Annotated in this window: 10 protein-coding genes; 4 read left to right on the forward strand and 6 right to left on the reverse strand. The window is 67.4% G+C overall.

The genetic code is table 11. From position 1 onward, the window contains the following. Positions 1–214 precede the first annotated feature (214 nt). Genes ACP7AG_RS06255 through ACP7AG_RS06280 form a run of 6 tightly spaced genes read right to left on the reverse strand, consistent with a single transcriptional unit; the run spans position 215 to position 4,318 of the window. On the reverse strand, positions 215–838 hold the full coding sequence (locus ACP7AG_RS06255) for a class I SAM-dependent methyltransferase (protein ID WP_426015026.1): 624 nt from the start codon (positions 836–838) through the stop codon (positions 215–217). Beyond that, positions 835–1,101: an ArsR/SmtB family transcription factor gene (locus ACP7AG_RS06260; protein WP_426030201.1), complete on the reverse strand. Its 267-nt coding sequence runs from the start codon at positions 1,099–1,101 to the stop codon at positions 835–837. The genes ACP7AG_RS06255 and ACP7AG_RS06260 overlap by 4 nt, the downstream gene beginning before the upstream one ends. Then, positions 1,091–2,347: a TolC family outer membrane protein gene (locus ACP7AG_RS06265; RefSeq protein WP_426030202.1), complete on the reverse strand. Its 1,257-nt coding sequence runs from the start codon at positions 2,345–2,347 to the stop codon at positions 1,091–1,093. The genes ACP7AG_RS06260 and ACP7AG_RS06265 overlap by 11 nt, the downstream gene beginning before the upstream one ends. A gap of 5 nt (positions 2,348–2,352) precedes the next feature. Further along, positions 2,353–2,556 carry a YgaP family membrane protein gene (locus tag ACP7AG_RS06270; RefSeq protein WP_426015031.1) on the reverse strand — a complete coding sequence of 68 codons (204 nt, stop codon included), beginning with the start codon at positions 2,554–2,556 and terminating at the stop codon, positions 2,353–2,355. Between the two features lie 2 nt (positions 2,557–2,558). After that, positions 2,559–3,020, reverse strand: coding sequence for a thioredoxin domain-containing protein (locus tag ACP7AG_RS06275; protein WP_426015034.1), 462 nt, complete (start codon positions 3,018–3,020; stop codon positions 2,559–2,561). Beyond that, positions 3,020–4,318 carry an NAD(P)/FAD-dependent oxidoreductase gene (locus tag ACP7AG_RS06280; protein ID WP_426015036.1) on the reverse strand — a complete coding sequence of 433 codons (1,299 nt, stop codon included), beginning with the start codon at positions 4,316–4,318 and terminating at the stop codon, positions 3,020–3,022. The genes ACP7AG_RS06275 and ACP7AG_RS06280 overlap by 1 nt, the downstream gene beginning before the upstream one ends. Before the next feature lie 157 nt (positions 4,319–4,475). Here ACP7AG_RS06280 and ACP7AG_RS06285 point away from each other — a divergent pair, with 157 nt between their 5' ends. From ACP7AG_RS06285 to ACP7AG_RS06300, 4 genes are all read left to right on the forward strand, one after another. Further along, positions 4,476–4,820, forward strand: coding sequence for an ArsR/SmtB family transcription factor (locus ACP7AG_RS06285; RefSeq protein WP_426030204.1), 345 nt, complete (start codon positions 4,476–4,478; stop codon positions 4,818–4,820). Next, positions 4,820–5,146 (forward strand): rhodanese-like domain-containing protein, encoded by a 327-nt coding sequence (locus ACP7AG_RS06290; protein WP_426015040.1) that lies wholly within the window; start codon positions 4,820–4,822, stop codon positions 5,144–5,146. The genes ACP7AG_RS06285 and ACP7AG_RS06290 overlap by 1 nt, the downstream gene beginning before the upstream one ends. Before the next feature lie 140 nt (positions 5,147–5,286). Further along, a complete protein-coding gene (locus ACP7AG_RS06295; RefSeq protein ID WP_426030205.1) occupies positions 5,287–6,321 on the forward strand; it encodes an efflux RND transporter periplasmic adaptor subunit in 1,035 nt (344 codons plus the stop codon). Further along, on the forward strand, positions 6,318–8,450 hold a 2,133-nt coding region (locus ACP7AG_RS06300; protein ID WP_426030206.1), incomplete at its 3' end, for an efflux RND transporter permease subunit. The genes ACP7AG_RS06295 and ACP7AG_RS06300, both read left to right, overlap by 4 nt.

Raw genomic sequence — 8,450 nt, forward strand, 5'->3', positions numbered from 1 at the left:
CGATGTCAAGAATGGCCCAGGTTCGGACGATTGGTTGAGGACCGAACACGCCGGCAGCATAGCGTTCGCAAAGGCGCGTCGAGGCTCGTGGCGCCAAGAGTCAAATTCGCCAATTGCAAGGGTCGCTTGTAGCGCTGGCGCGCACCCGCGGGACACCCTGCCTTACGATGCGCCCAATTGTCTGACGGCTACCGCTCGGGTGGAAGGGGTCGCCTCAGCCTCGCTGCGCAACGCCGAGCTCACACCAGCCCAACGGCTTGGGGGCCTTCGGGATATAGAACGCCTGATGGGTCTCGATCACGAACCCCGCCGCGATGATCGCCCCGCCGACCGGACGGGTCAGGCGGCAGCCGCCGGCCAGCGGCGTCCAGAACGGTTCGATGCGCCTCTGCCAGGCCACGACCTCCGGGTCGGGCGCCAGGCCATGCTCACAGAAGATAAATCGGCCGCCGGGCTTCAGAACCCGCCGCGCCTCGGCCAGCACGGCCCCTGGCGTATGAACCGAACACAGGGTGAAGGTGCAGACGACAGTGTCGAAGATTTGGTCATCAAACAGCAGTTGCTCGGCCGCCCCCGCCAGGACCTCGACCTTGAGGCCTTTGGGACGCGGCGCCGCCAGGGCCCGATCCCTCAGGCCCTCCGACGGATCAACCCCGGTGACGCTGCTAACCAGCATCGGATCATAGAAGGCCAGGTTCAGTCCGCCCCCGATCCCCAGTTCCAGAACCCGCCCTTGCGCCTGGGGAACGACCTTGGCGCGCAGCTTGGCGATCGCCCTCGCCCCGCAAGCGCAGCCAATGAGGCGCGGTAGGATATGGCGATCATAGAAGGACATCATGGCCGCTGCTCACCCTGCCGTTCCACTACTTTTAGGAGCGCCCTGGCCAGGGTCAAGGCCCCGTCGTCGACGATCCTGTAGTCGATCTCCGCATCGCGAAGGCGCGTCAGATGTTGCGACAGCGCCGATCGAGGGAGCGGCAGGTGGGCCTGCGGATCGCTGACCCGCAAGGCTCCGTCGCCTAGAGCCCGGAGAATTCGCAAGCGATGGATATTGGCCAACGCCCGCAGGATGTCGTCCGGCGGCGCCGGTTCATTGACCATGCAGCATCGCGTTGAGGCGGTAGGTCGAGACCGTAACGTCACCGCGTGCGGCGACCAGTGCGCTTGCGGCCGCCAGGGCCTCGCGTTGGGCGTCGAGAAGATCCAAGATAGGCTTTTGGCCAACCCGCACCTCGTTGCGCACGCTGTCCAGCGCGCTGGTCGCGGCTACGGCCTGGTCGGTGGCGGCGAGCATCACCGCGCGCGCGGTGGCGACATCGCCCCAGGCGCCGATCACCGTTTCGCGAACCTGGGCCCGCGCCGCATCGAGACGCGCCCGGGCGCCCCGAAGCTCCGCGCCGGCCTCCTCGATACGCCCGCTCGCCGCGCCCCCCGAAAACAGGGTCCAGCGCCCCTGGACGCCGACCGTCACGCCATCGGCGCTGTATCCGGGAAAGAACTGGTCGCGCGCCGTGCTGGCGGTTGCGGTGAGGGCCAAGCTCGGCAGACGCTCGGCCTTGGCATAGCGAACGCCGGCCCCAGCCGCGCGCTCGGTCGCCTGGGCGGCCAGCAGCATCGGGCTGGATTGAGAGGCCGTTGCGATCGCCTCATCGAGCGATGCGGGCGCCGCGGGAGGCGTGACCACCGTCTCCAAGTCGTCCGGCTCCGCCCCGACGACGGAGACGAAGTGGGCCCGACTGCGGGCCAGTTGACCCTCGGCCCGAGCCAGACCCGAGCGGCTCTCCGCCTGCCGGGCGGTGGCTTGGTCAAGGTCGGTGCGAGGAATTTCGCCGCCGTTGAAGCGTAACCTGGCTTGGCTTGTGATCGTCTCCATCTGCAGGACCTGGCTATGGCTCAGGGCCAGCATGTCTTGAGCGCCGAGAACCCCGACATAGGCTGCGGCCACGTCGGCGCTCAGCAGGGCCGTCGCGCCGCCGACCTGGGCCTGAGCCACGGCCCTGCCCTCCCCGGCTCGAGCGATGGCGGCGCTGACGCCGCCGCCTGAGAACAACGGCTGGCGCAGTTGCAGCGAGGCCGCGCGGGGCGACACATCGCTCTGACCAAAGCCGAAGAAGCCGCCAAGGTCCGTTGTCCCGCTGGCGCTTTCGGCCGACAGGGTCAGACTGGGGAGGCGACCGGCGCGGGCCTGGGCCAAGCGCGCCGAGGCCGCCTCCGACTGGGCCTGGACCTGGGCCAAGCCAGGATTGGAGCGCCGCGCCAGGGCGATAGCCTCGGGCAGGGTCATGGCCGCAGCGCCCTGAGGCGCGGCGGCGCAGGCCAGCAAGGTTAGGGCGAGCACGGCGCGCATCGGGCTCACCGGAACGCGACGCCCGGCTTGACGCCGAGCTTCTTGAACACCATCGCGGCGGGGCAAAAGCCAGTGAAGGCGGCCTGCATCATGTTGAGGCCAGCAAAGATCGGAAGGGCGATCCACCAGGGATGAACGAAGTGGGCCAAGGCGACGCCCACCAGAACGACCAAGCCGGCGAAGGCCAGAACCATACGGTCGATCGTCATGATCAACCTCCCTTTTCGGCCGAGGCGTTCGCCTGGGCCAGAGCCTGGTGCGTCCAGGCGACGATCTGGGCCGCGCTCATCAGGCCGGCGGACCGCGCGATGACGACCCCGTCTCGATAAAGCAGCAGGGCCGGAATGCCCGAGACGCCCAGCGCACCGGCGGCCTGCGGTTCGGCTTCGGAATTGAGCTTCAGCAATCGGACCTCCGGCTCGAGCCGAACGGCCGCAGCGGCGTACTGGGGCGCCATCGACCGGCAAGGTCCGCACCAAGGCGCCCAGACATCGACGAGCACTGCGCCGCCGCGGGTCTTGCCGGTGTGCGCGGCCAGTTGCGCGCCGCTCACCTCGACCGGAACGCCGGAGAACAGACGCTCGCCGCAGCGGCCGCACTTGGCCGCCAAGGCGTTTTTGTCTTCCGGGGCGCGATTGGTCGCGCCACAGGCGGGACACACAAGCTGGCGCATCACGACGCCCTTTGCGTCCCGGGCTTGATCTTCCGGATGCCCATCACGTCCAGGGCGAGCTTCTCATAGAACGGTTCGCTCTCGCCGCGCTTGACCTTGGCCAGGAAGTATTTCTCGAACCCGACCTTGGCCAAATGGACCCACTTGCCGCTGGCCGACCAGTTGACGTTGCGCGGCGGGATTTGGGGCTGGGCGACGAAAACCACGCCGCCGTCGCCGAAGTCCGCCAGGCAGATGGCGTTCCAGGTCGCCTCGTGCGTTGCGGGCTTGCCATCCAGGATCTCTTTGAAGTTGTGAGCGATGGCCGTGACCATGCTCTCGATCATGAAGCCGGTCTTGGGCACGCCGACCGGCACAGGGGTCTTGCCGGTCGGGGCGATGGCCACGCAGACACCCAGGGCCATAACGTTTTGGAACGTCGGATTGCGCTGGTGCTTGTCGACCAGAATAAAGCCACGCGGATTGGTCAGGCCCATGACGCCATGCACGGCGGCAACACCCCTGAAGGCCGGCAGCATCATCGAATAGGCAAACGGCAGGTCGTGGGTCGCCTTGACGGCGCCGTCATCGGCCACCTCTTCCACGTGCATCAGGCCCGCTTCGACCGAGGTCACGCGGGCGTTGGTGACCCACTTGATGTGCCGCTGGCGCATCTCGCTCTCCAGCAGGCCCTTCGTGTCGCCCACCCCGTCCAAGCCCAGGTGACCGACATAGGGCTCGGAGGTGACGAAGGTCATCGGCACCCTGTCGCGGATTTTGCGGCGCTTGAGCTCGGTGTCGAGGATCATCGCGAACTCGTAGGCCGGGCCAAAGCACGAAGCGCCCTGCACCGCGCCGACGATGATCGGACCGGGATTTTCCACGAAGCGGTCAAAGGCGGCGGCGGCGGTCTCGGCATGATCGACGTGACAGACCGACTGGGTGAAGCCGCCATGCGGCCCAAGGCCCGCAATCTCGTCGAAGGCCAGCTCCGGCCCGGTGGCGATCACCAGATAGTCGTAGTCGAGCAGCACGCCGTCGGTCAGTTCGAGTTGGTTACGCTCGGGCATGACCTTGGCGGCGCCGACGCCCCGGAAGGCGATGCCCTTTTTTTTGAACACCGGCGGCAGTACGACCTCGATGGCTTCGCGCTTGCGCCAATGGACGGCGACCCACGGGTTGGACGGCACGAAGTGGAAGGTGTCGCCCTGCGAGACCACCTCGACTTCCGCCTTTTCGCCGACGGCCTGCTTGATCTCGAAGGCGGCGATGGCGCCGCCTAGTCCGGCGCCCAGAATGACGATGCGCGGCTTGGCCATGAGTTCATTCCTCCCTGAGCCGTCGGCTTGGAGCGGCAAGGTCCGCTAGATCCGATAGCCCGGCGTTGATTCAGATCACTTCGGACGGTGATGACCGGCTCTAGGGTGATCGCGACAATCCTTGACTGAATATTTGAATAGACGCATATACGCAACTATGAAATTAGAGCCTCACGCCCTCAAGGCCTCTGCGGACGACGCCTGCGCCCTGCTCAAGGCGCTGGCCAATCCGCATCGGCTGATGATCGTCTGCGCGTTGATTGACGGCGAGCAGTCAGTTGGCGCGCTGGCCCATCTCTTGGGGGTCCGCGAGACCCTGGCCTCGCAACATCTGGGTCTGCTGCGTCGCGATGGCGTTGTCGGCGCCCGGCGCGATGGCCAGACCATCTATTACGATCTTCGCGGCGGTCAGGCCCGCGCCCTGGTCGAGACCCTGTCGCGCCTGTTCTGCGCGGTACCCGAAGCCGCCGCCTACCCCGCCCCTCTCAAGGAGATGCATTGATGTTTGGATCGCCCAAGACCAAGGACCTCACCGCCCATCAGGTGAAGACCGCCCTCGACGCCCAGGAGATCCTGTTGGTCGATGTGCGCGAGCCGGCCGAGTTCGCCGCCGAGCGCATTCCTGGCGCGGTCAATATTCCGCTCTCGAGCTTTGATCCCAAGGCTCTGCCGGACGCCGGCGGCAAGTCCGTGGTGTTCAGTTGCGGTTCGGGCAAGCGCTCGGCCACTGCCGTGGAGTACTGCCAGAAGGCCGGCCATGCGCTGGACACCCACCTGACCGGCGGGATCACAGCCTGGAAGGCCGCCGGCCTCCCCACCGTCCGCTAGAGCATTTTTCGAGCGAAGTGGTTCCGGTTCGCGTGAAGAAAAATGCGTCAAAACAAAAGATTAGAGCTCACGGCCTGACGCAGTCAGGTCGGGAAATGCTCTAGCCGACAATCACAAGACCAACCCCTGGAGCGGACGCCATGATGGCACGGCCCTATCTGATCAGCGCCTTGGGAGTCGCCTTGCTGCTCAGCGCCTGCGGCGTATCCAAGGAAGCTCCGGCGCCGGCCGCCAAGACAGCTCCAGCGGCCGACCGTCTGACCATCCGCGCCCAGACCGTAGCCGACCTCAAGCCGGTTCCCGCCACCCTGACCACACGCGACATGGCCGACGCCCGGGCGCGGATCGCCGGAACCTTGGTGGCGCTGAGCGTCAAGGAAGGCGATGTCGTCCGTCAGGGTCAATTGATTGGCCGGATCAAGGATGACCGGCTGGCGCTGCAGACCGGGGCGTTCGACGCCCAGGTCGCCGCCGCCGCCGCCGAAGCGGCCCGCGCCCGGGCCGACCTGGCCCGCACCCGTGATCTCTTTTCACATGGGGTCTATGCCCAGGCCCGCCTGGATCAGGTGGAGGCCCAAGCCAAGGCCGCCAGCGCCAACCTGACAGCCGCCCGCGCCCAGCGCGGGGCCAGCGCCGAACTTGGCGCCCAGGGCGCGATCCTGGCGCCGGCCTCGGGTCGGGTCCTGGTGGCCAATGTCCCGGTAGGCTCGGTGGTGATGCCCGGCCAATCGGTCGCCAGGATCACCGCGGGTCCTCTGGTCGTGCGCATCGAACTGCCGGAGGGCCAGGCGCGGGCCCTGAAGGTCGGCGACCCCGTGGACCTGGCCGCCGACGACCTCCGCGGCGTCGCCGGGCGCGGATCCATCACCCAGATCTATCCTTCGATCACCAGCGGCCAGGTTACCGCCGACGTCACCGCGCCCAACCTGCCCAGCGACCTGATCGGCCAGCGCGTGCGCGCTGCCGTCAAGATCGGCGAGCGTAAGGCGATCATCATTCCCCGGCGTTATGTCGCCACCCGTTTCGGCGTCGACTATGCGCGGCTGGTCGGGGCTGATGGCGTGATCTCGGAATCACCCATCCAGACCCGCGGTGCCGCCTCACCCGACGCCGTCGAGATCCTGTCGGGCCTGCGCCTCGGCGACATCCTGACCCCGGCAGAGGCCGCCCGATGAACCTGGGCCTCTCGGGTCGCCTGACCAAGGCGTCGATCAAGTCGCCGCTGACGCCGCTGATCCTGCTGGCGGCGATCGCCGTGGGCCTGCTGGCCCTGATTTCGATCCCCCGCGAGGAGGAGCCGCAGATCAGCGTGCCCATGGTCGACATCATGGTCGCCGCGCCCGGCCTGCGCGCCCCCGACGCCATCGAACTGGTTGGCAAGCCGCTGGAGACCATCGTCAAGAGCGTCGCCGAGGTCGAACACGTCTATACTTTTGCCGACGACAATCAGGTGATGGTCACAGCCCGCTTCAAGGTCGGAGTCGATCCTGACGCCGCGGCCGTGCGCATCCACGAGAAGATCCGCGCCAACTATGACCGCATTCCCGCTGGCATAGCAGAACCCCTGATCCAGACGCGCGGCATCAACGACGTGCCCAGCCTGGTGCTGACCCTGTCGCCCAAGCCTGGCACCGCCGGCCAATGGACCGATCAGGCGCTGTATGAGCTGGCCGGCAAGCTGAGGACCGAGGTGGCCAAGGTCGACGACGTCGGCCTGACCTTCATCGTCGGCGGACGGCCCGAGGAGATCCGCATCGCGCCCGATCCGGCGCGCCTGGCCCAGCACGGCGTGTCGCTTGGCGCTTTGATGGACACCGTGCGTCAGGCCACCCGCGCCTTCCCAGCCGGCCAGATCCGGGGCGGCGGCCAGACGATCGACGTCACGGCCGGCCGCAGCATGACCAGCACGGTTGATATTGGCCTTCTGGCCCTGCCGTCCGCGAGCGGCCAGGCGGTCTTTGTCCGAGACGTCGCCGATGTCATCCAGGGTCCTCGCGAGGATCAGGCCCGCGCCTGGCGCTATGCCCGCGTCGATGGCGGCTGGAGCCAGGCGCCAACGGTCAGCCTGGCCATCGCCAAGCGCAAGGGCGCCAACGCGGTCGTCGTTTCGCAGGCGGTGCTGGCGCGGGTCGAAGCCCTGAAGGGGTCTTTGCTCCCCGATAGCCTGGATGTCGCCGTGACCCGCGACTATGGCGCCACGGCCAACGAGAAGGCCAACGAGCTGCTGTTTCACCTGGGCTTGGCCACCCTGTCGATCGTGGTCTTGATCGGCCTGGCCATCGGCTGGCGCGAGGCGGCGGTGACCGCCGTGGTCATCCCGACCACCATCCTGCTGACCCTCTTCGCCTCCAACCTGATGGGCTACACCATCAATCGGGTCAGCCTGTTTGCCTTGATCTTCTCGATCGGCATCCTGGTCGACGACGCCATCGTCATGATCGAGAACATTGCGCGACATTGGGCGATGGCCGACGGCCGAAGCCGGATCGATGCGGCGGTCGACGCGGTGGCGGAGGTCGGCAATCCGACCGTGGTCGCCACCCTGACGGTGGTCTCGGCCCTGCTGCCGATGCTTTTCGTCTCGGGCCTCATGGGCCCCTACATGGCTCCGATCCCGGTCAACGCCTCGGCGGCCATGGTGTTCTCATTCTTCGTCGCCGTGGTCATCGCGCCCTGGCTGATGGTGCGTTTCGCCCGCAAGACGCTAAACGCCGACGGCCATGGCGCCAAGGGCGGCCACGACGGCGGCGGCAAGCTTGGCGGACTCTATCGCCAGGTCGCGGGCCGGGTCATCGCCACACGCAAGAGCGCCTGGACCTTCCTGATCGGCGTGGGCCTAGCCACCCTGCTGGCCTGCGCCATGTTCGCCACCAAGACCGTGACGGTGAAACTGCTGCCGTTCGACAACAAGTCGGAGCTGCAGGTGGTGTTGGACATGCCGGAGGGAACCTCGCTGGAGGCCACGGCCCGAGCCTTGTCCGACGCGGCGGTGATCACCCGCGCCCTGCCCGAGGTCACGGCGATCGACGCCTATGCGGGCACGGCCTCGCCTTTCAATTTCAACGGCCTGGTGCGCCACTACTATCTGCGCAATCGCCCCGACCAGGGCGATCTATCGGTCGCCTTGGCCGAAAAGGGCGGGCGCAAGCGCTCCAGCCACGCCGTGGCGCTGGACCTGCGCGAGCGGCTGGCCAAGGTTGTGCTGCCGGGCGGGGGCGCGATCAAGGTGGTCGGGGCCCCGCCCCGCCCGCCGGGGGTGGCCACCCTGCGGGCCGCGATATATGGTCCCGACGCCCACACGCGG

It is taken from the genome of Caulobacter sp. DWP3-1-3b2, assembly GCF_049896325.1.
In the GTDB taxonomy this organism is placed as follows: Bacteria; Pseudomonadota; Alphaproteobacteria; order Caulobacterales; family Caulobacteraceae; genus Caulobacter.